This is a genomic window from Marinobacter sp. ST-43 (assembly GCF_030541085.1).
In the GTDB taxonomy this organism is placed as follows: Bacteria; Pseudomonadota; Gammaproteobacteria; order Pseudomonadales; family Oleiphilaceae; genus Marinobacter; species Marinobacter nauticus.
The window spans coordinates 632309-658722 of the sequence record NZ_JASSVO010000001.1 but is presented as its reverse complement, the minus strand read 5'-3'; the positions used below and the strand labels follow the sequence as shown (position 1 = coordinate 658722).

Genomic DNA, 26414 nt, shown 5'->3' with positions numbered 1-26414 from the left:
GTATCGATGCTTCTGGATAATGCCTAACAGGTGGGCGAACTGTTCGGGAGTAAGCGCGGGTGGCTGGCCGGTTTGCTCATCGGCTAAGCTCCTGGTAAGCCGCTAGGATGCAAGGAGAGAATGCAAAGATAGAATCCGTAATACTGTTATTTGAACGGATACCAGACTGCGCATAATGTATATTATGTTAAATATGATATTCACCGCTGAAGACCTAACCTCCCAATAACCTCTGCGCAAAATGCCCAGCACCAAATGCCAGCCCCGCAGCGGCCGTACCCATGCTCAATGTTCGGAGTCCTGATCGCACTACCGGTAAGCCATATACGATACTCTTAAGCATTCCGATACCGAGGAAGACGACTCCTGCCAATCCAAGACTGATCATGAACTGAATCCGACTCTCCAACCCCGGGATCGCATAAGGAAGCAACGGTAAAGCACCGACCGACAAAAATGCAGCGAACGTTGTCAGCGCAGCTCGACGTGGGCTAATTCCGGCACCCGAAAGTCCGTACTCTTCCCGCAACATGGTTGCCACCCAAACATCGGGATTACGACTAATGACATCTACAACTTGCTCCAGCAATTCACCGTCAAAGCCCTTCGCCTGAAAGAGCTGGCGAATTTCCTCGCGTTCACCTTCTGGCACAGCAGTTATATGTTCCCGTTCTGTGCGCTCAGCAAACTTGATTTGATTCAACTGCACCTGACCCGCTTCATAATTACTCACGGCCATGCTGAACCCGTCTGCAATCAGATTTGCAAAACCAAGCACCAGCGCGACCTGGGGCGAGAAGCCAGCACCGAAGGCCCCCGATACAACTGCAAACGTTGTGACGCAGCCATCGATGCCGCCAAGCACAGCATCTGGTAGCGTCGAGGCCTTAACGGGACCAGCAAGCCGTGCACGAACGGCATTAGGCTGGTGCTCGCTGAGCAGTCTTTCATTTTCTGTGGATGGCATCTTTCAGCTTCCTGTTCAGGACGCGATTTGGTGCTTTGGGATTATAGGCTCAGTTCGACCTTGTCACTTTATCTGTCAATATACATCTTCAAGATAACGTCCCTGGCCTCTCAGAGTTTCAATATCGATGTGCAAGGGTTTGAGAATGTCTTCTATAACCTGCCGCACAGCCGCCGCCATATCCCGGCCACCACAGACCAGTATCTGCGCACCGGTGTTAACCATCTGTCGCACGGCTAATTCATCCTGTTTGAGCTTATCCTGCACGTAGGCGCGCTCGTCTGTTCTTGAGAAGGCTGTGTTCAGCCCGCTCAGTCGATGATCCTCAAGATAGCGCCCAAGCTCAGGTTGGTAGAGAAAATCTGACCTGGCATCGCGACCGCCCCAGTACAGATACATAGGGTTGCATCTGGTATTGTTTCTGATGAAACCGGTTAACGGACCAATCCCGGCACCTGCACCGACAAGAATAACTGGTCGGTTACCGGTAGCTGGCCGAAAGCCTGGATTGGGGCGGATGAAGCCATCGATACAATCACCCGGCTTGAGGTCATGCAAATAACCGGAGCAAAGACCGCCGGCCTGCTTACGGACGCATATCTCAACAATTTCGTCATTAGCCGAGGAGGCGAGCGAGTAGAACCGCGGGGGTTGACCGTGTGGGGGAATAACCCCCAAAAGGTCTCCCGCCTCGAACGGTGGCAGCGCTTTAAATCTTCTTGGAAAAGCCGTTAGCCATCCGCCCTGCTCCGCCGGTTTGAACCGGAAGATACTGGTTGGTGCCTGAACCGCAATCCCGTAATCCGCCCTTTCTACCAGTTCCAGTTTGACCGTTGCTGGCTGCAATGCACAGTAGTTCAAGAAAAGCGGAGTACCGATAACCTCACCAACCCGGTTTCCCCACTCACTGAATTGCGAGGCAGAACACCGATCAATCAGTTCAATGGCGTGCAAACGGCTGACGCCTTTACCGGCGAGCGCAGCATCCACCGACAAGGCAAACTGACAGAAGTTCGGAAACTGCCGGTCACCAAAACCCAGCACCGTGTATCGCAGGTTCTTCTCAGCCCGGAAGTCTTTGAGCCTGGCCATAAACTGCCGGGCCGATGCGGGTGCATCACCATCGCCGTATGTCGAAGTCAACACGAACAGCCTGGAAGCCTGCGGATACTGCTTAGCCAGGGCATTCATCTCGCTGCAATGCACGCGGAAACCGGCCTTGTTCAGGCTGCTATGGAGTTCCCGGGCAAATCCCCAGGTGGCATTACCTTCGGAGCCGACCAGAATAATTGTATCCGCCTGAGCGGCATCGGCGTTGGCAGGAAGCTGCCCTGAAGACCGGCGACGCTGCCACCAGATGGTTGCACCTGTTATCGAGAGAGCTGGCACGGTCAGTGCCGTAGCGCCAAGAATCAGGCCCAGCCACCATAGGCCTTCACCGGTGTGCAAACGTACAATCCAGTCCTGCAATACGCCGCTGTCAGAGCGCGGCTGGAACTGCAGCAACTCGCCCGTAGCCTGGTCCACGAATCCGGAGCCGCCGGCGGTTGACAGCGAATAGACATCCTGCGGATCACCGGGATAGGGAAACACCAGTTCCCGGAGTTCGCCAAGGTCGAAATTGCCCAGTGCTTTTAAGGTGCCCACAGGCGATGGTTGCCCGCCCGAGACCTCAGCCGGAAACCCTGGCCCTGTGTCAGGCGCTTCCGGCAGCAAACCAAAGCGCTGTGCCGACATATAGCTACCGGTCAGTGCGGATAACAGTAGGCCGAGCACGGCAAACCGGGCCAGCTCGGCATGGATTCGTTTCCCGCCTGAGCCGGAAAGCGGTCTTAATATATTCTTCCAACCCCCGGTACGCCGGGCTATCAACAGTATTCCCGAAAGGCACAGAAGTACCATCAAAGCAGCTAATACGCCGGCAAGCGCCCTACCGGCATCATCAAGCATAAACGCACGGTGCAGGTTCTTGACCCAGCCAAAAAATGCGGAAGGTTCGTAGGGTGCCGTGCCCTCACCTGTTACCGGATTCACCAGATCCGCACCGGCCTGGCCGTCATGGCTGTAATAGACGATGATCTTGCCGGAAGGCTCTCGCACGATCTGCTCAGTCCCGGGATAGTGAGCAACAACCCGGTCAGCCAGTTCGGCGATACTGATTTCACCGGAAGCCGGAATGACCGCTGAGGCTCTTTCCAGCACCGGCGCCAAAGCCAACACAGCACCCGTGACTGAGAGAGCCATCAGAAACAAACCAGCAAGCAGGCCCGGTAAGCTGTGGAACTTGCGCAACATAGTCGATGCTCCCGGTGGATTATTGAAGCTCGTAGGTAAGAGCGCGCACGTAACCGCGCCCGGAAACCGGCTTCCCGGAACCTTCAGTGGTCAGGGGGGCTATGACATCAGCTCGAATATCGCGCATATCCTCAACGGCAGAGTCGACCCGAACCTCATAACCGTTGTCGATCAGCGAATCATCTAGGTTAAGAGTGATTTTCAACGTGCGGCCACTGGTGACACTGGCACCGGTCAAGCCATCGTACTCTGCCGGATCAAGCCGACTGCCGCGGGCCCATCCTCCCAGGTGTTTGTAGTATTTAGATTTCTTCCCGGAAACCCAAAGGGTACCCTGATACTCTCCGGCAGCATCGGTAAGATACAGAGCCAGATAGGCTCCATCGCCACCGTAATTCTGTAGTTCCGTAGTGAAGGTCACGTCGCGGGCCTGGGCGAATGCCGGCAAAACAAGGGCTGCAAAAAGGCTGCAAGTGAGAACAAACGTTTTCATAAATGGTCTCCGAAAACCTGATGAGCGTTAAATGAATAGGCCAAATTCAATCAGTTACTCAACGGAAACGGTGGGGCGACCCTTGACGATGCCGTTGCTTGGCGCCTGACTTTTGGGATTGCTCTGTCCATTTTTCCTGTTGCCGTGGTCCCTCTCCTCATCGTCACTGTCTTCACGCTCCCACTTCATCATGATCAGTGAAGCGGGCGCGAAGGAGGCTTCTGCGCTGACCCCCTTGGCGTCGAGGCCCCTGACTTCATAACAACCGTCGTCAACCTTTATTCGGTGAACTGTCCAGCCTTCTGCTTCCAGTTTTTCACGCAGGTTTTCACGGGGCTGCCAATTCGCCACCGGATCATTGCAGTCGTCATCTGCAAGTGCGGCGCCACTGAGAAGTAAAAAAGACAGGCTTAAAATAACGGGGTTCGTCTTCATGGTGTCTCTCCTGCTGGTTGCGTTAAATCCACTTTAAGGCGCTAACCTGACAACGACCTGAATAAGCGAGGCTATTTCAGCGGAACCGAAAAGCCTCTTTATGGAAGCGAGTCCGGCGGAAGGGCGCCGCGCGCAAGCCTTTTCTTATGGCTTGCCCCAATCCCACGGGGCCGCAGAACCAGACCTCTGCGCCTGCTGCCGAGCGTCCGTTGGTAGTCAACGTCTCGGCAGAAAACGCCTGCGCCTTGCTGCTGTCATGAATCTCAAGGTGAATCCCGGGAAAGCCATCGCAAAGAGCCCGAAGTCGATCCACCATGGGGTCCTGGTCGGCGTTGCGCGTGCAATAATGCAGATCGGCTTCAGCCACGGTGACGTCGGTTGCGCTGCCAAGATCTTCGAGCCAGGCCAGGAACGGCGTGATCCCGATGCCACCGGCTATCCAGATCTGGTGGGATTTTCGGTTGCGGCGCTCGAAGTTAAAGCAGCCGTAAGGGCCTTCTATCTTCACGGTTTGCCCCACTCTGAGTTTTTGGCTCAGATTGCGGGTGAAGTCGCCGAGCGATTTAATGATGAACGTAACCGTGCCATTTTCTCGATCGGCACTGGCAATCGTGAATGGGTGCGCGCCCTCTCGTCGCTCGAAGGTCACAAAGGCGAATTGCCCCGCACGGTGACCGGGCCATGCAGGCCCCATGTGGCAAGTAACTTCGGTGACGTCCCGGCCCGGTGTTTTGATCGCGGTGACGGTGCCGCAAACCTGGCGACGACGGCCAACTCTGCCGGTCAGAGACAGCCCGCTGGCGATGCTGCCGCCAAAGAGCAAAATGGCCATCAGTAGTCCGATTGGCTGCTGCCACCATTGCAGCGGAGTCAGCCACGCCGCGTGGAAAGCGAGCAACAGATAAAGCACCGGCATACCGCGATGCAAATAGCGCCAGTATCTGTAGGGGAACTTGCGCAACAAGGTGATCAGCAGCATGGCGAACAGCAGATAGACGGCGAACTCCCCTACCTCTTCCGCCGCATCGCGCATGGTTTCGATGAACCCGGAATAATCCTGATCGTGCAGCTTGGCGGCCTTTCCGAAAATCGACTCTATTACATCGTCACCCATTTCAATCAGCCAATGAGCGGCCGCGAATACCACGGCCAGAATGCCTGCCCATTTGTGGGTGCGATAGATCTGATCCAACCCGCCCAGCGGTCTCTCCAACCAGGCTGGGCGCAGTGCCAGCATCATGGTCAGTGACATCAAAGCAATGGATAACAGCCCACTGAGCAGCAGGCTCTGGTCATAGACTGCCCAGGGAGAACCGGCCCCAGGACCTGCAAAAAGGCTCCAGGCCCATAGGACCGAAACCAACATAACGAAAGGAAAGATCATCCGCATCATCACATCTCCTGCGATCGGTACCTGGAATATTTCCTCGAAGGCTAGCGTCCAAACCTGACAGCCAGCTGAAGGCCGCTGCAGAGAGATCGAAGCGTTATTGACCATTCAAGCTGTTGTCAGGTTTGAGCTGTAGTATCTTGGTTCCAGGGCTGGGTCAGAGGTGAACGATGCGGGTACTTTTGGTGGAGGATACCGTGGGGTTGGGCGAGTCGGTCCGGGATCAGATTGCCGACGACGGCCACGCCGTGGACTGGGTGCAAACGCTCGGCTTTGCCGAGGCGAGTGTCAGGACCACAACCTACGACCTGATTCTGCTGGACCTTATGCTGCCCGACGGCCATGGCTTGGGCTTTTTGCGAACACTCCGGGCTACCGGAAAAACAACACCGGTGATCATTCTTACGGCCAGGGATCAGGTGTCTGACCGGATTGAAGGATTAAATGCCGGTGCTGACGACTACCTGGTCAAACCCTTTGATCTTTCGGAGCTGTCGGCCCGCGTGGCCGCGGTAGCTCGCCGGTATCGGGGCGATCCAAGCCCGATCATCCAAGTGGGCGAACTGGTGATTGATCTTGGTGATCATCGCATCAGTCGCAACGGCTTGCCGGTAGAACTGACGGCACGGGAGTGGGCCTTGTTTGAGGGCTTTATCCAGCGACCAGGAATGCTGTTGTCGCGATCGCAACTGGAGGATCGTCTTTACGCCTTCGGGGCAGAAATCGAAAGTAACACCATCGAAGTTTATGTCAGCCGTCTGCGTAAAAAGCTGGGGCGGGACGCTATCGTAACTGTCAGGGGAATGGGCTATCGCCTGGAAACACATGGCCACTAGAACAAGTCTGCAAAAAACACTCGGTATCGGCCTGACGCTCGGCGTCACCCTGCTCTGGCTGCTAGGCGTGACCGCTTCGGGACTGGTGGCGCAGCACGAAATGAACGAGGTCTTCGACAGTGCCCTGGAAGAAACCGCACAGCGAATACTGCCGCTGGCGGTCACCGACATCCTGAACCGGGAGAACGGAGCGGGCAATCAAAAGGCCCCGGCCCTGAAAGACCATGACGAATATCTGACTTATCTGGTACGGGATCAACACGGAAACATTCTGCTCCAGTCCCACGATGCAGACCCTGGCGTGTTTAGCAGAACCCCCGCGGAAGGGTTTTCAGATACGCTGACCCACCGGCTATATGGCGTATCTGCAGTCAGCAATACCATCTATCTTGAAGTGGCCGAACCCCTGGCGCACCGGCGTGAATCCGCTCTGGAGGCGGGGTTAGCCTTACTGTTGCCTTTACTGGTGCTGATTCCAGTCAGCCTGTTGAGTGTCTGGTGGATTGTCCGGCTTTCCCTTCGCAAGGTGGTCGATTTTCAGCAAGACATTGAATCCCGAGGTGCAGGAGACCTTTCCCCTGTTGCAGAGGGCCAGCTACCCAATGAATTTGAACCAATCGCTGTTGCCGTCAACCGGCTGCTTGAGCGATTACACCGTGCGCTTGAATCGGAACGGAGCTTTACGGCCAACAGTGCCCATGAACTGCGGACACCTCTCGCAACAGCACTGGCCAAAGTGCAGCGGCTTAAAACCAGAGTGCCCGATGATCACCTGAAGAACGATATTGGGGAAATTGAAGAAGCGTTACGCAGGCTGTCTGTGCTGTCCGGAAAACTGCTCGAATTGGCAAAAGCCGAAGGCGGCGGTGCACTTTCACAAAGCCAGAAGGATCTTGCCCCCATCCTCGCGATGATAGTCCGGGATTTTGAGGCCCAGGCACCCGGGCGATTTGTTTTATCCTTGCCGGAGCGCGAAGTGAACTCCTTTCTTGATCCCGACGCCTTCGCCATCCTGGTGCGTAACCTGATCGAGAATGCGCTTAAGCATGGCTCCCGTAGCGAGCCGGTGGAGATCAACCTGAACGATAATGGCGTTCTAAGAATTTCCAATGGTGGTGAAAGGGTGCCACCTGAACAGCTCGCTCTTTTAAGAAACCGGTTTGCACGCGCCCATACGGGCGTCGCGGGATCTGGTTTGGGCCTCGCGATTGCCGATGCGATTGCGAAAGGTGCCGGCATGACCTTGCATCTCAGATCGCCGGCAACCGGACGGCAGGCTGGTTTTGAAGCGGAGCTGAGTCTGGCATGTATCTGACACTCACCGACATTGTGCTGCTGACGAGCATCTTCTGTGCTCTTGATGCGCGCCACCAGTAAACGTAATCTCGCTTCGGCCGCTTAAGGCACGGTTTAATTCATTTTCGGCGTTACTGGTTTCCCTGGCGCTGATTCTGGAGCATCTGTTCCATCATCAACTGCATCTGGTCCATGCGTTGTTCCATGCGCTGCAGCCGCTGATCTTCGCTCATGGCCGGGTTGCCTTGCCGCATTCCCTGTCCGCTGTTGCCAGGCCCCTGATTCTTCATCTGGCCCTGACCGGGATTTCGGTTACCCATGCCGGGGCCCTGGCCGTTCATTCCCATGCCTTGCCCCATCATTCCCGCGCCCTGGCCCATCATGCCTGGCCCCATTCCGGACTCTCGCATAATTTGCAGGTGTTCCTGCATGTGCTCCATATGTTCCTGCCGCAGGCGTTGGCGTTCTTCTCTGGTCGTCGCATTCTGCATCTGCTGCATGGTCTGGTTCATTCGATCCATGTTCTGCTGCATTTGCTGAATCCGTTCCTGGTTCATCATTCCTGCCTGACTGCCCTGCCCGGATCCACTCTGGGCAAAGGTAGCGAGTGGCAGCGAAATCAGGCTGGCACAGACCAGTGTTCTCAAACTGTGTTTCATGACTTTCTCTCCCCATTGTGACCTTTCCATCAATAACAGAAAGAGCGAATGCCCTTTTGATGTGCGTCAGATTTGAGTATAGCCAGTGCCCAGTAGTTTACTAACCTTGGAGGCTGCGACTAATGGGTTTAGAATCGCTGCCTTATCTCCCCCGGTGTTCAGGGTTCCAAAATGCCGATTCTTGAAGCTGTTCTGATTGCTGTTGCCATTTTGGCGCTGCTCGGCGTCATCTTTGAAGAAGTCATTCACGTCAACAAGGCGAAAACCACACTGTTCTTTGGTACGTTCAGCTGGGTTCTCCTGTTTCTGTTCAGTTCCGGTGTAGACGAAACCGCTGCAGTTTCCTCTGGCCTTTCGGAAAGCATTGCCGAGATCGCCGGGTTATGGCTGTTTCTGGTGGCGGCGATGACATTTGTGGCCTACCTGAACAAGAAAGGCATGATCGAAAACATGATCTACCTGATCATGCCTCGTCAGGTCACCGAGCGGCGATTGCTGTTTCTGACCGGTCTATTCTGCTTCGTGTTTTCTTCCCTGGCCGATAACATCACAGCAACACTGGTTTCCTGCTCCCTGATTCTCTCTTTAAACCTGGATCTGAAGAAGCGGTTACAATTTATTGTTTTGGTTGTATTTGCAGTGAACTCCGGCGGCGTTTCACTGATCACCGGCGATGTCACCACGCTGATGATCTTCCTGGCAGACAAAGTGGAAATCCTGACGCTGCTGACACTGGCCATTCCCGCTTCAATCACGGTGTTTTTGCTGGCCGTGCTTCTTTCAGGGGGGCTGTCCGGCACCGTTACCCTGAAAGCCAGTTCCAATGAAGTCCGAGCCGTGGACGCGGTAATCGCGGGCCTGTTTCTGGTTACAATCATTGCCACCATTACTGGCAACGCGTTATTCAGTATTCCTCCGGTGCTGACCTTCCTTTTTGGTCTTTCCATCATGTTCCTGGTGTCCCGCTTCATGAGCGACGACTCGGATCTGGACCCGATTCTCGAATACATCCGGGTTATCGAGTTTGAAACCCTGCTGTTCTTCCTGGGGATCCTGCTTCTGGTGGGTATGCTAAAAGAAATTCATGCTCTGGATTCACTGGTGGCAATCTATGATGTCATGCCGCCGGTGTACGCCAACTATCTGATGGGCATTTTCTCCGCGGTCATCGATAACGTGCCTTTAACGGCCGCACTGCTGAAGTCCGGTATCGACATGAGCCCCGGGGAATGGATGGGGCTAACCTATGCCGTTGGCGTCGGTGGTTCGTTGCTGGTAATCGGTTCTGCGGCGGGAATTGTAGCCATGAGCAAAATTGAGGGGCTCACGTTTGTGGCTTACCTGAAGTACGCGCTACACCTTCTGGCCGCGTACACAGTGGGCTATGCCGGGGTCATTCTGCTTGGCTCTGTGATGAACGGCTAACGTCGAATGCCTGCGAGGTCCCACCCGCAGGCATTGGTTATCTCATCGTCAGAAGTTGACCTGAACGCCCAGGCCGATGCCATCTACGGTAATATCATCGTCATCGTAGTAACGCATGTATTCGAGGTTGCCTGACAGGTTCTTGGCGAACTTCACATTCAGGCCGGCACCGTACGAGAAATCGGAATCATCGTCTTCCACTGAGCCTGCCTCAGCTTCAATACGAGTGAAACCGAAAACAGCGTAGGGTGTTACCGGGCTCTCGTTCACCACGTTCACCGTGCCGTAACCACCGAAGAAGTTGTCGATTTTAACGTCAACGCCGGCAATCCGATCGTCATCCACACCAAAGCCCGCTCGGGCCTCAACACCGAAATAGTCCGTGGCCATAACGCCGACCTTGCCAGACAAGGTGCCGGTGTCGGCTTCTGCCAGGCCATCGAAATCGGTTTCCATGAAGGTGTAATTCAGGCCGGCGTAGAGCCCGCCAACACCGGATTTATACATATCCTGGGCAGAAGCAAGCCCAGCCAGGGCCAGCCCGGCGAAGGCAGTTGATGCAACAAGAACCTTTCTTGTGGTCTTCATAGTCTTTCTCCCTGTTCATACAGGCCTTCACGGCCTGACAGTAAACGTGCATCAGTCCGACGATTCCCGCCATAGGTGCGTTCCGTATTTACCCATTTTTTACGCCGATTTAATTCCGGGTTAATACTTCTGTCCGGGGCCTGTTTCCTTGCGGTTAAGCAAGCCCGCGGGTATGCTGACGCCGTCTTTTTGTCAGCTGGCTTGAGCGTGCCTTGAGAAACCTAGCCCCTGTCGTCTTCATTGTCAGCGTCATGTTTATACTTCTGAGTGTTTTCATGACGTTACCGGTACTGCTGTTGGCTGCCACCCCTTCCGGTGCACCCAATGCCATCGCGTTTGCCGAATCGGCGGCTATTGTTTGCGTGCTTGGTGTTCTGGGGCTGTTGCTGACCTACCGTGAACCCCGCGAACTGAAACCGCGCTATATGTTCGTGCTCACGGTCTCCAGCTGGTTTGTCATCGCCCTTCTATCTGCCCTTCCCTTTTACCTGAGCGATAACGACATCTCGGCGGCAGATGCGTTTTTTGAGGGCACTTCCGGTATCACCACCACGGGGGCTACTGTGTTCACCGGTCTGGACACGATGGACAAGGATCTGCTGCTCTGGCGCTCGATCCTTCAGTGGCTGGGCGGTATCGGGATTATCGGCATGTTCGTTGCCGTGCTGCCTTTCCTGCGGGTAGGCGGGATGCGCCTGTTCGCTACCGAATCGTCTGAGTGGACGGAAAAGGCTCTGCCACGCATGAAGACTCTCAGCCGGGGCCTGCTGTTGGTGTATCTGGTGTTTTCCGTGGTTGCGGTTGTCACCTACTGGCTGTCTGGTATGTCTCTGTTTGACGCGTTCAACCATGGCCTGACCAGCATTGCCACAGGCGGCTTTTCAACCTCAGACCTGTCCATGGGTAAGTTCAACGACCTTATCCTGCTGGAAGCCACCTTTTTCATGATCATCGGCAGCCTGCCGTTCTTCCTGTTTGTGCGGGAAATGCACGGCCAGCATGGGGTTCTGTTCCGTGACCAGCAGGTTCGTCTGTTCCTGGGGATTCTGTTCGCGGTGCCGGCCATGCTCACGCTCTATCGCTGGTGGGTATCCCCGGTACCCTTCGATCCGATTCACAATTACGCAGCCACGCTTTTTAATGTGACTTCCGTTGTTACGACCACGGGCTACGCGTCTGAAGATTACTCCGCCTGGGGGCCTCTGGCCTTTGTGGTGTTCTTCTTCCTCATGTTTGTGGGCGGCTGCTCAGGCTCAACCGCCGGTGGCATGAAAATCTTCCGGTTCCAGCTATCGCTGATCATTCTGCGAGAGCAGTTAATGCGGCTGTTGCACCCACGGGCCGTATTTACCCGTAACTACAACGGCCGTGCCGTCAGCGACGAAATCATCTCCTCGATGATTGCCTATACCTTTATCTTCCTGTTGTGTCTGCTGGTGATCACCGTGTTGCTGGCATCCCTTCAGCTCGACTTTGTCACTGCCCTTTCTGGCGCCCTCACCTCACTGACCAACGTTGGTCCCGGCCTTGGCGATATCATTGGCCCCGCCGGGAACTTCTCGCCTCTGCCCGACGCCGCCAAGTGGATTCTGTCAGTGGGCATGCTGATGGGGCGTCTGGAAATCCTGAGCGTGGTGATCGTGCTCTCACCGGGCTTCTGGCGCGGCTGATCAGCGTAGCCAGAGAATGTGAGCGTCTTCCAGGGGCAGGTTTAGCCTGGGTTCATGAATGCGGATGCGTGGAGTGAAATGCTCTAGCGGGCGTGGTGGCACCGTGCAGTAATATCGGTACGTCTGTTCGGCTTCCTGTAGTGGCCCGTTAAACGCCATAGACTGCACCAGGCGTGGGCCGAAGCTTGAGGATTCTGCCACCAACTCTACGGCGACCAGTTCCGGGCTCAGGCCATCCAGATACACATCCAGATCGAAGCGCAGTTTTTGGCCTTCCTCCCGTGCGTCCATTGTGCCAAACCTAAGGCGTGGCCAGTGTCGGGCTATGGTTTCTTTCACTGAAACAAGTTCGTCAGCACCTGCAGCGGTGCGCTCCGCGCCTTGGGCCACCATGGGCAGATAGAAATCCGTGACATATTCCCGAACCATGCGGTTGGCCGAGTATCGCGCAGTTAATTCGTTCATGCTGGCCCGGATTCTCGCCAGCCAGTTGGCCGGTAAACCCTGTTCATTACGCAGGTAGAACTCCGGCACAACCTGATTCTCCAGCAACTGATAGAGTTCTTCAGCATCCGCCTCATCGTGTTTATCCGTCTGGCTCAACTCCTCGAAGGTGGCTCCCGGCCGAATGGCCCAGCCCAGCTCAGGCTGCCAGGCTTCTGCCCACCAGCCATCATACTGGGACAGGTTCAAACCACCATTTACCAGCACCTTCATGCCGCTGGTACCGCAGGCTTCCCAGGGATGGCGGGGACAATTCAGCCAAACATCCACGCCCTGAATAAGTTCGCTGGCCACCGCCATGTCGTAGTCTTCAATGAATACCACGCGCCCCTCTACTTCCGGCAGACGGGTAAACTGCTTCCAGCGTTTGATGATGTCCTTGCCTTCGTTGTCGTGAGGGTGGGCCTTGCCCGCCAATACAATCTGCAGGGGCCGGTCCCGATTGCTGAGGAGTCGGATCAGTCGTTCCGGATCTGTCAGCAGCAAATCCGGGCGCTTGTAATCGGTAAAGCGGCGGGCAAAACCTAGCGTCAGAGACTCAGTATCCAGAAGCAGACCACACGCCGCTTCCTCGCTGTTGCCGTAGTTGTGCTCACAATGCTGGCTCTGCAGTCGCGCTCGCAGGTAATACACCAATCGATGTCGCTGGTTTCTGCGCATCTGCCAGAGATCATGGTCAGTAGTCTCTTTCAGCGGGCAAAGGTCCGTCATAGGCTGTCGCCAGCGGTCCTGGCCACAGGCCGACGTCCATAATTCGTCCGCCTCCGGAGAATCCCAGCTTGGGGTATGCACGCCGTTGGTAACATATTCTGCTGGCACATCGGCCGCCGGCCAGCGCCCGAACCAGGGTTGGAAAATGGATTGAGTGACCTGTTTGTGAATCTGGCTGACACCGTTAAAACGACCGCTCATACCCAGCGCAAGCCCCGACATGTTCAAATCGCTTGAACCACCATTGGCAACGGTCAGTATGGTCTCCAACGGCTGGCCGATTTCCTGCAACCAGGGCTCCAGGTACAATCGGGCAAGTTTCGCCGGGAACCGGTCAAAACCAGCAGCTATCGAAGTGTGGGTGGTAAAAAGGTTGGTGACTCTGGTTGCCAGCCGCGCCACTTCAAAACTGGTCTCATTCTGCTGTTGCCAGTGCACCGCGCGTTCAACCAACGCCAATGCGCTGTGGCCTTCGTTAATGTGGCACAAAGCAGGTTTGCGCCCCAATTGTGCCAACAAGCGCCAGCCGCCAATTCCAAGCACCATTTCCTGTTGCAGGCGTTTTTCCGGATCGCCGCTGTAGAGTTCGCTGGTAATACCCCGGTCGCCGGGCTCATTCCGGGGGTCATTACTGTCGAGCAGCAACAATTCACAGCGCCCCACCTGTCCTTTCCAGGCCCTCAGGCGAACCGTACGGCCGGGAAAAGGTACGTTTACCCTTGCCCATTCTCCGTTGCTGTCCCGTAACGGAGTAACCGGGAGCATGGTCGGATCGTTATAGGGGTGAAACTCCAGCTGTTCCCCCTCAGCGTTCAGGGCCTGCCGGAAATAGCCCTGCTGGTAGAGCAAGCCCACGGCTGTGACCGGCACACCCAGATCGCTGGAAGCCTTCAGGAAATCCCCGGCCAGAACGCCCAGGCCTCCGCTGTATAACGGCAGGGATTCCGACACCCCATACTCCATGCAGAACCAGGCGACGCCAGTGGCCAGCTGGTTTCCGCAGTTTTCAGAATACCAGGTCGGGCACTGGTTGAAGGCTTCATGGCGATTCAGTTGTTGCTGGTACTGGGCCAGGAATTCGGGGTCTTCGGCCAGCTGTTGCAGCCGTTCTGCCGAAGCGCTGTTCAGCACCAGCCAGGCGTTATGGGTTGCCTCCCAGATCTCTTCATCGAGCTGCCGCCACAACTCATCACATCCGTGGTGCCAGCTCCACTGCAAATCCAGTGCAATCGCCATCAGCCCTGACATCTGTGCTGGCAGGGCCCTCATAGTATACGCGGCCAGAGTCATGGGGCTTCAGCCGTTAATGCGCGGTATAGCCGCCGTCGATAACCAGTTCGCTCCCGGTCATGAATTTGGACTCATCAGAGGCGAGGAAAACAATGCCCCAGGCAATGTCGTTCGGCTCGCCCATATGGCCAAGAGGATGTAAAGCGGCGGTGGCCTGCTTGGCAGCTTCCAGATCCTGGCCGGTGGTTTTCAGGTGGTTTTCGACCATCGGGGTCCAGATAAAGCCCGGATGCACGGAATTCACCCTTATGTTGTCCGGGGCGTAGAGCATCGCATCTGTTTTGGTCATCAACCGGACAGCACCCTTGGACGCATGGTATGGAGGTGCGTCCGGCGCGCCGATCAGGCCGTAAATGGAAGACAGATTGATGATGCTGCCGCCGCCGGCCTTCTTCATGTGAGGAATGGCGTGTTTGGTGCAGAAAAACACCCCTTTTACGTTAACCGCCTGTACCTTGTCCCATTCTTCCTCGGTCACTTCGTGGGTCGGCTTGTTGGCGCCGGACATGCCAGCGTTACTAACCACGACGTTTAGCGCTCCGAAGTGCCCGGCCACTCCGTCCAGAGCGGCTTTCACCTGCTGTTCATTGGTCACATCACAGTGCCAGTAACCAACCTTGTAGCCTTTGTCGCTGAGTGATTTGGCGAGGGTCTCGCCTTCGCTATCCAGGCAGTCAAGAATGCCAACGGCAGCGCCCTCTTCTGCCATCCGTTCAACCGTTGCTTTGCCAATGCCCAGTGCGCCGCCGGTTACCGCAGCTACTTTTCCTTCAAGTCGTGCCATGTCAGTCGTCCCTTACAGAATCAGTTGTTGTCATTATTGAAGTCAGTGCATTTGCTTGCGAACTCGCCCGGCAAGAAGGTCTGTAGACGCCTGTTCCTGCAGGCAGGCAATCAGTTCAGAAATTGTCAGCGCATCGTTCTCAACGCCGTCAAAATCAACCCCCAGACCGCCATCATCAGTCCTAACCACATGGGCGCTCAGCGTGCAGTGCCCCCGCTCCGAACGTTCCGGAAACCGGAAGGACAGCTCGATCGTCTGGTTCAGTCTCACATCCGAATAATCGGTCGCAATAAACAGACCACGTCGGGATGCATCCCGGATCATACCAGTCGCTACTGGCATGCCACGTTTGTAGACCAGAATGGGCAACCCGCCTTCTACCCGTTGGCTTAGCCGGTGTTCCATGCCGTTTCCTCCTGTCAGCTTGCCGAGTGGATACCGCAACTCCTCCACTTTACACCTGATTAAATATTAACCATCTTGATTCTGATCAAGAGGGTGATCACTCGGCTATCGACCGTATAGGTTCACAATATTTCTCAGCCCTGGCAGGTCGATCCTCGCTCGATAATCCTCGGGTAAGGTCCATTTCCAGTTACCCTGGATCGTGCCGGGCGTGTTGAAGCGTGCCTCGGATCCAAGAGCCAGAAGATCCTGTATCGGGACGATCACCAGTCGTGATACCGAGCCCATCGCAGCCTGTATCACGGGCCATGGCATATCCGGGCTGTTAATTCTCAGATACCGGTTAACATGCTCCCGGGTTCGCTCATCCAGGCTCTGGTACCAGCCCATTGTGGTGTCGTTGTCGTGGGTACCGGTATAGACCAGATCCCATTCCTTGTGGTTATGCAATAGATGGGGGTTGGCGGCGCTGCCATCAAAACCGAATTGTATGACGGTCATACCCGGTAACCGGAAACGGTGTCGAAGGGCTTCCACATCTTCCCCGATGATGCCGAGGTTCTCGGCAACCAGCGGCAAACGGGGTAACTCCCGGAAGCAGGTTTCCAGAAAATCATCGGCCGGGCCCGGCACCCAGTAGCCATCGACCGGGCGCGGATTCTCCGCCGGAATCTCCCAGTAAGCCTGCAGCCCCCGGAAATGGTCAATTCTAAGGAGATCGAACCGTTCCTGCTGGCTGGCCAGGCGCTGCACCCACCAGTGGTATCGGTCCTCCTCCATTCGCTGCCAGTCGAATAGCGGGTTTCCCCAGTGCTGACCCTCGGGGGAGAAATAGTCCGGGGGCACCCCGGCAACCACTCTGGGCTTACCTTCACCATCAAGCTTGTACAGGTGGGGTGCGGCCCAGACATCGGCGCTGTCGTGAGCGACGAAAATGGGGATGTCGCCAAACAGCCAGATGCCCCGTTCGGCCGCATAATGACGCACCGCTGTCCATTGTATGAAAAACAGGTACTGCTCCAGGCACACCCGTTCCAGTGTACTTTGGTGGGATTCTCTCAGGGCTTCCAGGGCGGCCGGCTTGTGATCCCGCAGGTCGTCGGGCCAGTCCAGCCAGTTCACGCCCGGAAACGCCTCTCTGGCTGTCATGAACAGCGCAAAATCATCCAGCCACTGATGGTGCTCCAGAAAATTCTGATAGGCCTGTGCGTTGAGCGCTTCTGACTCACGATAGCGACCGGCATGGAATCGCTGGCTGGCATGTTCCAGGGCTTCGGTACGGGTAAAGGCGGTAAGTTCCTGGCTATCGAGAAGACCGGGCGCCACCAGTTCCTCAAGGTCGATCAGAACGGGGTTCCCGGCATGGGCCGAGAGCGACTGGTACGGCGAAAGGTCTGCATGAGTGGGCCCCAATGGCAGTGTCTGCCACACCGTGATGCCTGCCTCGGCCAGAACATCCACAAACTGCCGGGCAGCGGCGCCCAGCTTGCCGGAAACGCCAGGTAATGCGGTCGGGTGCAACAGCACACCGGCACGCCGCCTTGCCAAAACCGGATTGGATGGCATTTCTACAGTCATGAATCAGCCTCATGCCCCGGCCGCATGGCACCGCCCTTGGCGGGCTCCCCTCCACCCTGGCTCAGGGGCTGGAACAGGCTGGACGGCGCCGGGTAGCCAATACGCTCATAAAGGTTGGCCAGGTGCCGGCGATACAGCTGCTCGAAATCCCGAACCACCGCTGCCGGGTTGTAATCGCCAAACCACCAGAACCAGTCCGAGCCTTCACACAATCCGAGCTGATGTGTGGCCGCCTGCTTCTGATCCATGTTGAGGGAGCCATTATCAAGCGCCCGGTCAAAATGCTGCTTGGCCTCACACAGCAGGTCCCAGGCCCGGTTTTTGTCGGAGTCGCCTATCCAGGTGGAAAAGGTTCCATAAATCCAGCTTCCAGCCACCAGTTCCGGGAGTTGCACAGGCTCTGTGTAATGCTCTTCCTGAAGGGTCGAATAAGTGGTCAGCCGCAGTTTCGGGTGTTTCTCAAGCACCCGGTACAGCTCGTCAAGAAAATGGAAGCCGTTCTCCGGGTAGTACTCCCAGGCATTCTCGCCGTCCAGAATCACCGAGATCACCGGGTTCTTGTCTTCTCTGGCGATGTTTTCCATGTGATGCACCAGGTCGCCAACCGCGTCCCTGGCGTGCCAGTCGGCATAGGTAAAACCAATCAGATCCGATAACCCATCGTCACGAAAAAAAGCCGTTACATTGGCATCAGTAAACCGGTACGGCTGATGGATGCTGGCAGCTTCAGGCAAGGATTTATTCGCCCTGGCCTTGTTGATGCTGTTATTGATGACTGAATCGCCGGAAGCGGTCCATCGAAAGCCTTGCTCGCCAAGCAACAGCAGCGTGGCCTGGCTCAACCCACCTTCAGAGGCCCAACAACCCGCAGGTTCGGTGCCGAAAAAGCGTTTGAAGGCTCGCCTGCCCTCGGCCAGATGCCAGATGGCCCGCTCTTTCCCCCCTGGATAGTGGTCATGCTCCGGAAGCGCGATGTCTGGCATCGCTTCTCGGGCGGCACTGAAATCCAGCAGCAGAGGCACGATGGGATGGGCCCAGGGGCTCATGGCCAGTTCCACCTGGCCTGTATGCGCCAGGTGACGGTAGCGAGGGCCTATGCTGGCCATCAATTCTGCGATCACGTCCAGCAATGCCTTGCGATCGTCCAGTGTGTACTGATGGGCCTTTTCCTGAAGGCTTTGTACCACGCCATGTTTGCGGCGCACGGTTTCCGCCATCCAGCCCAGGTGGTACCACACCAGCAGATCGGCAAGAAACTGGGTAGAAAGATAACGCTGAATGTCGGGCCGGGTTCGGTATAGATCGGCCACTTCCGCCAACCGAGCATAGGCGGGAAAACGCTTGATAATCCGCTCGGCGTTTGCCCTCAGGCACTTTTCCATCAAATCCAGAAATGCCGGTGAGCCAGGTTCCGGCAGCGCCGGATCAACCAGAGCCGCAAGCAGAGGATCGCCGATGGTTTGCCCTCCATGGCGCCATCGCTCAATGTGGTACAGATAGGTCTCAATCTGTTCCAGCAGCACCGGCGCGAAGTTCACCACCGCACGGGCATCCGGGTGGGCTTCCAGGTGCGCAGCCATGTCCACATAATCCTTGATGCAGTGCAGATAGACCCAGGGGAACAGGAACTGCCCATTGCTGTGATCCTGATAATCCGGCTGGTGCATATGCCAGCAAAGTACCACTGGCGTGCGGGGGTCAGAGGCCATGGGGATAATCCTGCCCGAGCATCTCGGGAGTGATCAGCACAACACCTTTAGACGACACGTGGAAGCGTTTTTCATCTGCTGTCCGATCAAAACCAACCCGGGTGCCTTCCGGAATCCGGCAGCCGCGGTCAATCACCGCTTTGCGAATGTGGCAATCGCGTCCAATGTCCACGTCCGGGAAGATTACAGAGTCCTCCACCTCACTGAAGGAATGCACCCGAACCTGGGAGAACAACAGCGAGTGTCGAACGTGAGCGCCAGAAACGATGCAGCCGCCGGCCACCATGGAATCGACGGCCGTGCCCCGACGGTTGTCATCATCGAACACGAACTTGGCCGGCGGTAACTGTTCCTGGTAAGTCCAGATCGGCCAGTCCGAATCGTACAGATTCAGTTCCGGGCTGATACCGATCAGTTCCAGGTTGGCCTGCCACAGGGAATCGATGGTTCCGACATCGCGCCAGTATGCCACCTTGTTGTTGACTGGATCCCGGAACGGGAAAGCCGTAACCCGAAGGCGCTTGATCACCGAGGGAATAATATCCTTGCCGAAATCATGGGAAGAGTTACCGTCCATCTTGTGATCCCGCAGCAGTTCATCAAACAGAACTTTCGTGCTGAACACGTAAATACCCATCGACACCAGCGCTGTCCCCGGTTTACCCGGCATGGCCTTGGGGTGGGCCGGCTTTTCCTCGAATTCGGTAATGCGTAAATCTTCATCCACCGACATCACCCCGAACGCCGAAGCTTCTTCGACGGGCACCTCAATACAGCCCACGGTAATATCCGCCTCCTGTTCCACGTGGGCAGCCAGCATGGTGCCGTAATCCATTTTGTAGACATGGTCACCTGCCAGAATCAACACGTACTCCGGCTGGTGGCTGCGAATGATGTCCAGGTTCTGCAGCACGGCGTCTGCTGTGCCCTCGTACCAGGAGGTCTCAATGCGCTGCTGGGCCGGCAACAGTTCCACAAATTCATCCAGCTCCCCCCGCAGGAACCCCCAGCCGCGCTGAATGTGACGGATCAATGAGTGGGATTTGTACTGGGTGATAACGCCTACCTGACCAATGCCGGAGTTGATGCAGTTGGACAACGGGAAATCGATAATCCTGAACTTACCCCCGAAGGGAACGGCGGGCTTGGCTCGCCATTTTGTGAGGTCGTGCAGTCGTGAGCCCCTGCCGCCAGCCAGCACCAGGGCCAGGGTTTGACGAGTAAGGCGACTAACGAAACGCTTGGCGGTTTGCATAGCAGCTTCCCTGTTTAAACCGGATACGCGCCGACACAAATTTGACGTTTGTTCTTTCAGAAAAACACTATCATTGAATTATGACGTACAATTGTCTTAGGTCATATTTTGTACAAACGCAAAAACGATTCATGGTCTAACCTCTGATTTCCACTTTTGTTCAGGAATCTGTGGTCTATGGAAAGCCCCGCCCTGAGTGAGTTCGACCTGCACCTGTTTGCCGAAGGCAGGCACTGGCATATCTATAATGTTCTGGGTGCCCACCTCGGGAATCAGCGAGGAATCGAAGGCGCTCGTTTTGCCGTTTGGGCACCCAACGCCCAGGCCGTGAGTGTGATCGGCGACTTCAACGACTGGGACAGCGGCCGTCATCCCATGGCGGTTAACAAAGATTATGGTGTCTGGTCGGTATTCATTGGGGGAGTAAAGCCGGGAGACCTTTACAAGTTTGCCATCACAACCCGAAACGGCCACCACATCACCAAAACCGATCCGTATGGGCAGGCCTTTGAGCACCGGCCTTCCAATGCCGCAGTGGTGACCGAGCGGGGGCAATACGCCTGGAGCGACGGAGACTGGCTTGAGTGCAGAAACCGGTTCGACTGGCAGCGGAGCCCGATTTCTGTCTATGAGGTGCATCCGGGCTCCTGGCGCCATCACGGTTCCGGGCGCTGGCTGACCTATCGGGAGCTGGCCGATCAGTTGGTGCCCTACGTGTTGGAAACCGGCTTTACGCATATTGAGCTGCTCCCGATTACCGAGCACCCGCTGGACGAATCCTGGGGTTACCAGACTACCGGCTATTACGCCCCCACCAGCCGTTATGGCAGCCCGGATGATCTTAGATATCTGGTCGACCTGTGCCATCAGAACAACATCGGCGTGATTCTCGATTGGGTGCCGGGGCATTTCCCCGATGACGACTTCGCCCTCGCCGAATTTGATGGCACGGCACTCTATGAACATGAAGATCCCCGCCGCGGGCGTCACCAGGATTGGGGCACACTCATCTACAACTACGGTCGCCACGAAGTCCGGAACTTTCTCATAGGCAGTGCGCTTTTCTGGCTGGATACCTTTCACATGGACGGGCTGCGGGTGGATGCGGTTGCTTCCATGCTGTACCTGAACTACTCCCGGAATGAGGGAGAATGGCTGCCGAACGAACATGGCGGCCATGAGAATCTGGACGCGATCCGGTTCCTTCAGGATCTGAACCGGGTATGCCAGAGCCGGTTTCCCGGCGTGCTGATGATGGCGGAAGAGTCCACGTCCTGGCCCCGGGTGACGCGGCCGCCGGAGATTGGCGGTCTTGGATTCAATCTGAAATGGAACATGGGATGGATGCACGACACCCTGCACTACCTGCAACAGGACCCCGTGTATCGCCAGTATCACCACGACAAGCTCACCTTTGGATTGCTCTACGCTTTTTCGGAAAATTTCGTGCTGCCGCTATCCCACGACGAAGTCGTACACGGCAAATCCAGCCTGATTCAGAAAATGCCGGGAGACGACTGGCAGCAGAGGGCCTCGCTGCGCCTGCTGTTCAGCTACATGTTCGCCTACCCCGGCGCGAAACTGCTGTTCATGGGGGGTGAATTCGGCCAGCGCCAGGAGTGGAGCGAACGCCGTGAGCTGGACTGGTATCTATTGCAATACCCGGAGCACCAGGGGCTGCGAAAACTGATCCAGGACCTTAACGGCCTCTATCGGCTATACCCGGCCCTGCATCGAAAAAGCTTTACCGGTGAAGGATTCGAGTGGATTGACTGCCACGATTCCACCCAATCCGTAATCAGCTTTCTACGGAGTGCCGGCTCACCGGAGCATGGGCCGCTGGTGGTTGTTGCCAACTTTACACCCGTGCCCAGGCATCACTACCGTATTGGCCTGCCTGCCGGAGGCAACTGGCAGGAAGTATTTAATTCAGACTCCACCTGGTATGGCGGCAGCAACCTCGGTAACCCCCTGCCCTTGCAAGCTGAGCCCACACCCTGGATGGCTCGGCCGTGCTCCGTGGAGTTAACACTCCCGCCCCTGGGCCTGGTTATGCTGAGGCCCGCGCCATGACCCGGGTACTGTTTGCTACCAGTGAAGTTTTTCCTCTCGTGAAAACCGGGGGGCTGGCGGATGTTTCTGCCAGCCTTCCTGAAGCACTCTGCCGTCTGGGCTACGACTGTCAGGTGCTGCTGCCCGGCTATCCTGCTGCACTGAAGGCAGCGCGAGAGGGTGGCGCCCGCAGGAAAACCCGGTTCCGGTATGGTCAGTATGATGTCGCCCTGTGGCAAACCCGTCTGCCGGGTACTGCGGTAACTCTGTGGTTGGTGGATTGCCCAGCCCTGTTCGACCGTGCTGGCGACAGCCCCTATCAGAACGAAGAAGGCGAGGACTGGTGGGACAACGCTCACCGGTTTCACCTGTTCGGACGAATCGGTGCCATGTTGGCGCTCGGGCAACTGGGCCTGGCCTGGCGTCCGGACATCGTGCACTGTAACGACTGGCAATCCGCACTGATCCCGGTGTTTCTGGCAGATAGTCAGGACGCCCCGAAAACTGTGTTCACCATCCACAATCTCGCTTACCAGGGGCTGTTTTCCCACGAAACCTTTCGTGCCCTGGGCCTGCCGGACTCACTTTGGCGATACGAGTTCCTGGAATTCCACGGCCAGCTTTCCTTTATCAAAGGTGGACTGGTGTTCAGCGATGCAATCACCACCGTGAGCCCCAGCTACGCCGATGAAATCCAGACACCCTGGTTCGGTAATGGTCTGGACGGCTTGTTGCGCCACAAATCCGCCAGGCTGAAGGGCATTCTCAATGGCATTGATACCCGCCAATGGAACCCGGAAGACGACCCGCACCTGGAGTTTCACTACGGCGCGGACTACCCCGCCAACAAATCACAATGCCAGGCAAGGCTGCAGCAGGAACTCGGGCTGGAGGTTTGCGGGGCTCCATTGCTGGGGTTCGTCGGGCGCCTGGTGGAACAGAAAGGGCTGGACTGGCTGCTTGGGGTCATCAAGCCGTTGCTGGAACGAGGATGTCAGTTTGCCCTGCTCGGCTCCGGCGAACACCACTACCAGGAAAGCCTTAAAGCCATGGTTCGTGAATGGCCCGGGCAATGTTCACTCACCCTCGGTTACAACGAAAGCCTGGCACACCGGATAACCGCCGGGGCCGATATTTTCCTGATGCCTTCCCGGTTTGAACCCTGCGGCCTGAACCAGATGTACAGCCTGAGATACGGCACCGTACCTGTGGTGCACGGCGTCGGCGGCCTTAACGATACGGTGTTTGACCCCAATGAGGAAACACCGGAACAAGCCAATGGTTTTGTGTTTCGTGAGGCGACGCCAGACGCATTACATGCCGCCATTACCCGTGCGCTGGCAGCGCGGGAGGACCGGAAAACCTGGCGCAAATTGCAGGAAAACGGCATGAAAGGCGACTATTCCTGGAAGAACCGGGCCGGCGAATACGCGGCCCTTTACCGGAACCTCATTGCCGGCAACGACCGGATACATGAAGACTGACACGGTGCCCCTGGCCCAAGGAGGTCATCACCATGCACACCGCAACTGAATTCCGGCTGGAAGCCCGCCCCAGACTACCAGAAGCACTGGAACGACTTGATACGCTGGCCAATGACCTGTTCTACAGCTGGGATCATGGCGTGCGCAGCCTGTTCGCGCGGATTGATCTCCGTCTCTGGCAAAAAGTGGAGCACAACCCGAAACTGTTCCTGCGACGGGTGGCCCAGGCCCGGCTCGATCAGGCATCGGAAGACCGCGCCTTTCTCGCCGAATACCGTCGAGTATTATCCGCTTACGACGCTTATCTTGAATCCGAACCCGGCACCGAAGTGCTGGAGGCACTGAACCCTGAAGATAGCCTTGTCGCCTACTTTTGCGCCGAGTTCGGGTTTCACGAGAGTTTCCCGATCTACTCCGGGGGCCTTGGCATACTGGCTGGTGACCATTGCAAGGCGGCCAGTGACCTGGGGTTACCCTTTGTCGCCGTCGGGCTACTGTATCAGCAGGGTTATTTCATTCAGACCATTGATGCTCAGGGGCACCAGATTGCCCGTTATCAGTGCCACTCCAGCGATGAGCTGCCAATCACGCCGGTAGAGGTAGATGACAAGGCACTGACCGTCTCTGTGCCCTTCCCGGGGCGCGAAGTGCATGCACGGGTTTGGCTGGCCAGGGTCGGGCATATTTCCCTGTACCTGCTGGACACCAACACCGCGGAAAATACAGATGAAGACCGGGAACTTACCTTACAGCTTTATGGTGGCGACTCCGCTACCCGCATCAGCCAGGAAATGTTGCTTGGCATTGGGGGCACCCGGGCACTGGCCGCCCTGGGTATTCAGCCTACGGTGTGGCATATCAACGAGGGCCACGCAGCCTTCCAGATACTGGAACGTTGCCGTATGGCCATGGCCGAAGGGCTGTCTTTTGGTGCCGCCCTTGAGTCGGTAGCCGGATGCACCTTGTTTACCACCCATACTCCAGTGCCGGCGGGCCACGATATCTTCCCCCGCGACCTGGTGGAGCACTTCCTGTCGCCTTTCCTGGACCACTCCGGGCTGGAATTCGATGCCGTTTTCGGGCTCGGCAGCAAAAATGGTGATCAAAGCTTCAATATGACGAGTCTCGGCCTTCGGGGCTCCCGGTTTCATAACGGCGTAAGCCGGATTCACGGCGGTGTAGCCGCTCGGATGGAAGGCGATATCTGGCCACAGATACCGGCGGCCGAGAATCCCCTTGGCTATATCACCAATGGTGTTCACGTGCCAACGTTCCTGGCGCCGGAATGGGCAAGTCTGTTCGATATCCAGGCGCCGACCTGGAAAAGTGAACTGCGAAACCCGACGTTCTGGCAGTTCATCGACAAGATCCCGGACTACCATTACTGGAGCGTTCACAAGGCCCTGAAGCAGCAGATGGCCGAGTTCATCGTGCGGCGCCTGAAACGCCAGCACAAGCGCAATGGCACGGGCCATTCAGTCACTGAGCGAATGGCCCGCAAGCTGGTGTCGCCGGAAAATGACGCGCTGGTGGTCGGCTTCGCCCGCCGCTTTGCTACCTATAAGCGAGCTACGCTGATTTTCTCCGATCTGGCCCGCCTGGAACGGCTGCTCACCAATCCGGAGCAGCCGGTTGTGCTGGTATTTGCCGGCAAGGCCCATCCCCAGGACAAACCCGGGCAACAACTGATCAAGGTCATACACGACCTCTCCATGCAGCCCAACCTGATGGGGCACATTATCCTGTTGGAGGATTATGATCAGGCCATGGCGCGCCGGTTATTGAGCGGTGTTGATGTCTGGCTCAACACGCCGGAATACCCCAAGGAAGCCAGCGGCACCTCTGGCGAAAAAGCGGCCGTTAATGGTGCCCTGAATCTGAGCGTGCTGGACGGCTGGTGGGGTGAAGGCTATGACGAAACCAATGGCTGGGCGATTACGCCGCGGGACATCGAACTGGATGTGGAGTTTCGCAACCGCGAGGAAGCCCGGGACCTGTTGGACCTGTTGGAGCAGGAAGTCATTCCGCTCTATTACAACCGAGCCTCTCAGGGCTACTCGCAGGGCTGGGTAACGCGCTCGAAAGCGTCCATGAAAACCATTACGCCCAGGTTCAACGCCCAGCGCATGGTGATGGACTATGTTCGCAACTATTATCAGCCAGCCACCCGGCAGGGCGCGCGGTTGAGAGACAACAATGCCGCACTGGCGCAGGAGCTGGCAGAGTGGAAAGCCCGGGTGCAAGAGGCCTGGAGCGGCGTGTCCATCCATGTGGACGGCTGCGTGTCAGATCGCTGTCACTGGGATGAATCCGTGGAGCTGAAAGTGTCGGTGGCTCTGAATGGTCTGGCGCCCGATGATGTACGGGTGGAATGCCTGGTTGAGCCTGAATGCACCGGCACTCACACTGGCCCCGGGCCAGACGCATTTGTGCTGGAAGCCAGCGGAGAGAAAGATGGTAAAACCCTGTTCAAAACCCGGGTCCAGCCACCCTACCCGGGGTTACAAACGCTGCGATTGCGCATCTATCCGCACCACAAGGCGCTAACCCACCCGCTGGAGATGGGGGCCATGCTCTGGGCATGACAC

20 protein-coding genes are annotated in these 26414 nt (G+C 56.7%); 7 read left to right on the top strand and 13 right to left on the bottom strand.

The window, feature by feature from the left end; genetic code table 11:
* Positions 1-214 precede the first annotated feature (214 nt).
* The 5 genes from QPL98_RS03080 to QPL98_RS03060 form a co-directional block, all read right to left on the bottom strand.
* Positions 215-967, bottom strand: a complete 753-nt coding sequence (locus QPL98_RS03080) for a VIT1/CCC1 transporter family protein (RefSeq protein ID WP_023010251.1) — start codon at positions 965-967, stop codon at positions 215-217.
* Between the two features lie 75 nt (positions 968-1042).
* Complete coding sequence (locus QPL98_RS03075) at positions 1043-3262, bottom strand: PepSY domain-containing protein (protein ID WP_303292669.1); 2220 nt, start codon at positions 3260-3262, stop codon at positions 1043-1045.
* Positions 3263-3281: 19 nt separating this feature from the next.
* Complete coding sequence (locus QPL98_RS03070; protein ID WP_303289641.1) at positions 3282-3755, bottom strand: DUF2271 domain-containing protein; 474 nt, start codon at positions 3753-3755, stop codon at positions 3282-3284.
* A 54-nt stretch (positions 3756-3809) separates the two neighbouring features.
* Positions 3810-4190, bottom strand: a complete 381-nt coding sequence (locus QPL98_RS03065; protein WP_113880058.1) for a PepSY domain-containing protein — start codon at positions 4188-4190, stop codon at positions 3810-3812.
* A 76-nt stretch (positions 4191-4266) separates the two neighbouring features.
* Positions 4267-5688, bottom strand: coding sequence for a ferric reductase-like transmembrane domain-containing protein (locus QPL98_RS03060; RefSeq protein ID WP_303292668.1), 1422 nt, complete (start codon positions 5686-5688; stop codon positions 4267-4269).
* Between the two features lie 62 nt (positions 5689-5750).
* Here QPL98_RS03060 and QPL98_RS03055 point away from each other — a divergent pair, with 62 nt between their 5' ends.
* Together QPL98_RS03055 and QPL98_RS03050 are read left to right on the top strand one after the other, a co-directional pair.
* The gene (locus tag QPL98_RS03055; RefSeq protein WP_303292667.1) at positions 5751-6416 is read left to right on the top strand and encodes a response regulator transcription factor; all 666 of its coding nucleotides are present in this window, start codon (positions 5751-5753) and stop codon (positions 6414-6416) included.
* The gene (locus QPL98_RS03050) at positions 6406-7731 is read left to right on the top strand and encodes an ATP-binding protein (protein ID WP_288036450.1); all 1326 of its coding nucleotides are present in this window, start codon (positions 6406-6408) and stop codon (positions 7729-7731) included. The genes QPL98_RS03055 and QPL98_RS03050 overlap by 11 nt, the downstream gene beginning before the upstream one ends.
* Positions 7732-7843: 112 nt before the next feature.
* Here QPL98_RS03050 and QPL98_RS03045 read toward each other — a convergent pair whose 3' ends face one another.
* Positions 7844-8371: a hypothetical protein gene (locus QPL98_RS03045; protein WP_183578299.1), complete on the bottom strand. Its 528-nt coding sequence runs from the start codon at positions 8369-8371 to the stop codon at positions 7844-7846.
* 171 nt (positions 8372-8542) lie between these two features.
* On the opposite strand from QPL98_RS03045, the gene nhaD reads away from it, so the two are divergent.
* Complete coding sequence (nhaD, locus tag QPL98_RS03040) at positions 8543-9796, top strand: sodium:proton antiporter NhaD (protein ID WP_303292666.1); 1254 nt, start codon at positions 8543-8545, stop codon at positions 9794-9796.
* A 48-nt stretch (positions 9797-9844) separates the two neighbouring features.
* Here nhaD and QPL98_RS03035 read toward each other — a convergent pair whose 3' ends face one another.
* A complete protein-coding gene (locus QPL98_RS03035) occupies positions 9845-10384 on the bottom strand; it encodes a porin family protein (RefSeq protein WP_011784914.1) in 540 nt (179 codons plus the stop codon).
* 251 nt (positions 10385-10635) lie between these two features.
* Between QPL98_RS03035 and QPL98_RS03030 the strand changes: the two genes are divergently transcribed.
* The gene (locus QPL98_RS03030) at positions 10636-12054 is read left to right on the top strand and encodes a TrkH family potassium uptake protein (RefSeq protein WP_121206494.1); all 1419 of its coding nucleotides are present in this window, start codon (positions 10636-10638) and stop codon (positions 12052-12054) included.
* Here QPL98_RS03030 and glgP (QPL98_RS03025) read toward each other — a convergent pair whose 3' ends face one another.
* From glgP (QPL98_RS03025) to glgC, 6 genes are all read right to left on the bottom strand, one after another.
* Positions 12055-14517 (bottom strand): alpha-glucan family phosphorylase, encoded by a 2463-nt coding sequence (glgP, locus tag QPL98_RS03025; protein WP_303292744.1) that lies wholly within the window; start codon positions 14515-14517, stop codon positions 12055-12057.
* Between the two features lie 55 nt (positions 14518-14572).
* Positions 14573-15343, bottom strand: coding sequence for an SDR family NAD(P)-dependent oxidoreductase (locus QPL98_RS03020; protein WP_286896029.1), 771 nt, complete (start codon positions 15341-15343; stop codon positions 14573-14575).
* A gap of 42 nt (positions 15344-15385) precedes the next feature.
* Complete coding sequence (locus QPL98_RS03015) at positions 15386-15748, bottom strand: PilZ domain-containing protein (protein ID WP_014421476.1); 363 nt, start codon at positions 15746-15748, stop codon at positions 15386-15388.
* Between the two features lie 105 nt (positions 15749-15853).
* A complete protein-coding gene (gene malQ, locus QPL98_RS03010) occupies positions 15854-17326 on the bottom strand; it encodes a 4-alpha-glucanotransferase (RefSeq protein ID WP_286896031.1) in 1473 nt (490 codons plus the stop codon).
* Positions 17323-19035: a glycoside hydrolase gene (locus tag QPL98_RS03005; RefSeq protein WP_153740067.1), complete on the bottom strand. Its 1713-nt coding sequence runs from the start codon at positions 19033-19035 to the stop codon at positions 17323-17325. The genes malQ and QPL98_RS03005 overlap by 4 nt, the downstream gene beginning before the upstream one ends.
* Positions 19025-20290, bottom strand: coding sequence for a glucose-1-phosphate adenylyltransferase (glgC, locus tag QPL98_RS03000; protein ID WP_114434095.1), 1266 nt, complete (start codon positions 20288-20290; stop codon positions 19025-19027). Before glgC ends, QPL98_RS03005 begins: the two co-directional genes overlap by 11 nt.
* A 177-nt stretch (positions 20291-20467) precedes the next feature.
* Between glgC and glgB the strand changes: the two genes are divergently transcribed.
* The 3 genes from glgB to glgP (QPL98_RS02985) are packed head-to-tail and all read left to right on the top strand — an operon-like array spanning position 20468 to position 26411.
* Positions 20468-22363 (top strand): 1,4-alpha-glucan branching protein GlgB, encoded by a 1896-nt coding sequence (gene glgB / locus QPL98_RS02995; protein WP_303292665.1) that lies wholly within the window; start codon positions 20468-20470, stop codon positions 22361-22363.
* Positions 22360-23826, top strand: a complete 1467-nt coding sequence (glgA, locus tag QPL98_RS02990; protein WP_303292664.1) for a glycogen synthase GlgA — start codon at positions 22360-22362, stop codon at positions 23824-23826. Before glgB ends, glgA begins: the two co-directional genes overlap by 4 nt.
* 32 nt (positions 23827-23858) lie before the next feature.
* Positions 23859-26411 (top strand): alpha-glucan family phosphorylase, encoded by a 2553-nt coding sequence (glgP, locus tag QPL98_RS02985; protein WP_303292663.1) that lies wholly within the window; start codon positions 23859-23861, stop codon positions 26409-26411.
* The last annotated feature ends 3 nt before the right edge of the window (positions 26412-26414 follow it).

Bases quoted from the DNA above. Each gene is read 5' to 3' on its own strand.
- QPL98_RS03080 (WP_023010251.1), bottom strand. From the start codon at position 967: ATGCCATCCACAGAAAATGAAAGACTGCTCAGCGAGCACCAGCCTAAT.
- QPL98_RS03075 (WP_303292669.1), bottom strand. From the start codon at position 3,262: ATGTTGCGCAAGTTCCACAGCTTACCGGGCCTGCTTGCTGGTTTGTTT.
- QPL98_RS03070 (WP_303289641.1), bottom strand. From the start codon at position 3,755: ATGAAAACGTTTGTTCTCACTTGCAGCCTTTTTGCAGCCCTTGTTTTG.
- QPL98_RS03065 (WP_113880058.1), bottom strand. From the start codon at position 4,190: ATGAAGACGAACCCCGTTATTTTAAGCCTGTCTTTTTTACTTCTCAGT.
- QPL98_RS03060 (WP_303292668.1), bottom strand. From the start codon at position 5,688: ATGGTCAATAACGCTTCGATCTCTCTGCAGCGGCCTTCAGCTGGCTGT.
- QPL98_RS03055 (WP_303292667.1), top strand. From the start codon at position 5,751: ATGCGGGTACTTTTGGTGGAGGATACCGTGGGGTTGGGCGAGTCGGTC.
- QPL98_RS03050 (WP_288036450.1), top strand. From the start codon at position 6,406: ATGGCCACTAGAACAAGTCTGCAAAAAACACTCGGTATCGGCCTGACG.
- QPL98_RS03045 (WP_183578299.1), bottom strand. From the start codon at position 8,371: ATGAAACACAGTTTGAGAACACTGGTCTGTGCCAGCCTGATTTCGCTG.
- nhaD (WP_303292666.1), top strand. From the start codon at position 8,543: ATGCCGATTCTTGAAGCTGTTCTGATTGCTGTTGCCATTTTGGCGCTG.
- QPL98_RS03035 (WP_011784914.1), bottom strand. From the start codon at position 10,384: ATGAAGACCACAAGAAAGGTTCTTGTTGCATCAACTGCCTTCGCCGGG.
- QPL98_RS03030 (WP_121206494.1), top strand. From the start codon at position 10,636: ATGTTTATACTTCTGAGTGTTTTCATGACGTTACCGGTACTGCTGTTG.
- glgP (WP_303292744.1), bottom strand. From the start codon at position 14,517: ATGTCAGGGCTGATGGCGATTGCACTGGATTTGCAGTGGAGCTGGCAC.
- QPL98_RS03020 (WP_286896029.1), bottom strand. From the start codon at position 15,343: ATGGCACGACTTGAAGGAAAAGTAGCTGCGGTAACCGGCGGCGCACTG.
- QPL98_RS03015 (WP_014421476.1), bottom strand. From the start codon at position 15,748: ATGGAACACCGGCTAAGCCAACGGGTAGAAGGCGGGTTGCCCATTCTG.
- malQ (WP_286896031.1), bottom strand. From the start codon at position 17,326: ATGACTGTAGAAATGCCATCCAATCCGGTTTTGGCAAGGCGGCGTGCC.
- QPL98_RS03005 (WP_153740067.1), bottom strand. From the start codon at position 19,035: ATGGCCTCTGACCCCCGCACGCCAGTGGTACTTTGCTGGCATATGCAC.
- glgC (WP_114434095.1), bottom strand. From the start codon at position 20,290: ATGCAAACCGCCAAGCGTTTCGTTAGTCGCCTTACTCGTCAAACCCTG.
- glgB (WP_303292665.1), top strand. From the start codon at position 20,468: ATGGAAAGCCCCGCCCTGAGTGAGTTCGACCTGCACCTGTTTGCCGAA.
- glgA (WP_303292664.1), top strand. From the start codon at position 22,360: ATGACCCGGGTACTGTTTGCTACCAGTGAAGTTTTTCCTCTCGTGAAA.
- glgP (WP_303292663.1), top strand. From the start codon at position 23,859: ATGCACACCGCAACTGAATTCCGGCTGGAAGCCCGCCCCAGACTACCA.